We start from the raw sequence: 1317 nt of genomic DNA, 5'->3' as shown, positions 1-1317 counted from the left end.
TTTCGGTTCAGTATGAAGATGCTGACAACAGCGACGACCAGGTATTCGGCTTCGTCCGTCTGCAGCGCGACTTCTAAGATCATCTGACCTCGGTCAGAAGCGTGGCCCGCAACTCGAGAGAGTTGCGGGCTGTTGCTGTTTCGCAACGTTTGCTTGCTTTCGAGTCACCAAAATCGCCTAAGGGCGAAGGCGCTGACTTGAACGCAGCCGGTTTCTCGGCCTCATTCGCGAGAATGAGGGGGAACTGCGAGCGTGGGACAGGACGCTGAAAAACAGGCGGGCGGCTTCAGCTTTCCGGACATGCGTCCGGGATACGAAGTCAATTATAACTTTAGCCCCCAGGGCCCGGTTGGCGTGGTGAAGGAAACCACACTGGGTGAACTGCTTCAGCGCTATGCCGATATCTTGTGGGAAGAGGGCAGCCACAAATATAACGTAAAAGCCTTCATCGGCGAACTTGACGAGATCCTGATCTGCGCCAGGTTCTCCACCTTCTCACAAGAGATGCTCGACAGCCTCATCGGCGCACTACGCAAACGCGGAAACAGCAACGCAACCATCAACCGAAAGATGGCGGCGCTGAGTAAGTTGCTGCGGAAAGCGTACAAGATGGGTGACATCCACAGCTTGCCCGAGTTCAGGCGCCAAAAAGAAAGAGCCGGTCGCCTGCGCTTCCTGGAGGTAGCCGAAGAGGAAGCGTTGTTCCGAGAGATCGGCAGCCGTTCACAACTCTATTTGCAACTATCAATATTCTTGGTGGACACCGGAGCGCGCCTCGGCGAATCCATTTCCCTTAGATGGAATGATGTTTATGAAGGCAGAGTAACATTCTGGGTCACGAAATCTGGTCGCAGCCGCACAGTGCCTCTGACTTCCAGAGCAAAAGTGGCCATGGAGACGCTTGCGGACAGGTCTCCGGGACCGTTCTCATCGGTCGACCCCCAAAAATACCGCGCGGTCTGGAATTCGGCCAAACTGGACGCAGGTCTGGGCGGCGAAGAAGACATTGTTCCGCATGTTCTACGGCATACGTGCGCGTCTCGTTTGGTGCGCGGTGGTATCGACCTTCGGCGAGTTCAGATGTGGCTCGGCCACCAGACACTTGAGATGACAATGCGCTATGCCCACCTGGCCTCGCACGATCTTGACATGTGCGTGCCGGTGCTCGAGCGCCACGTCAAGTAATCCCACACACCTCCCTAAACCACCGCCTGAGCAAACACCGCTGACTAGCTTGGAGTCGGGCCTAGGGTGAGATACGGCCCTGGAACCAGCACAGTCAGATGCGGAAAACTTTCCGATTCTGACTGGAGGTCA

1 protein-coding gene is annotated in these 1317 nt (G+C 56.0%); it reads left to right on the top strand.

Annotation, left to right across the window (positions count from 1 at the left end; genetic code table 11):
• Positions 1–300: 300 nt before the first annotated feature.
• On the top strand, positions 301–1185 hold the full coding sequence (locus AC070A_RS34585; RefSeq protein ID WP_492384413.1) for a tyrosine-type recombinase/integrase: 885 nt from the start codon (positions 301–303) through the stop codon (positions 1183–1185).
• The last annotated feature ends 132 nt before the right edge of the window (positions 1186–1317 follow it).

It is taken from the genome of Ensifer sp. GW101-20A05 (assembly GCF_059424735.1).
The sequence above is the reverse complement of the archived record's forward strand: the minus strand, read 5'-3'. Positions and strand labels throughout refer to the sequence as shown.

Coding starts and splice junctions, on each gene's coding strand:
- AC070A_RS34585 (WP_492384413.1), top strand. CDS start 301: ATGCGTCCGGGATACGAAGTCAATTATAACTTTAGCCCCCAGGGCCCG.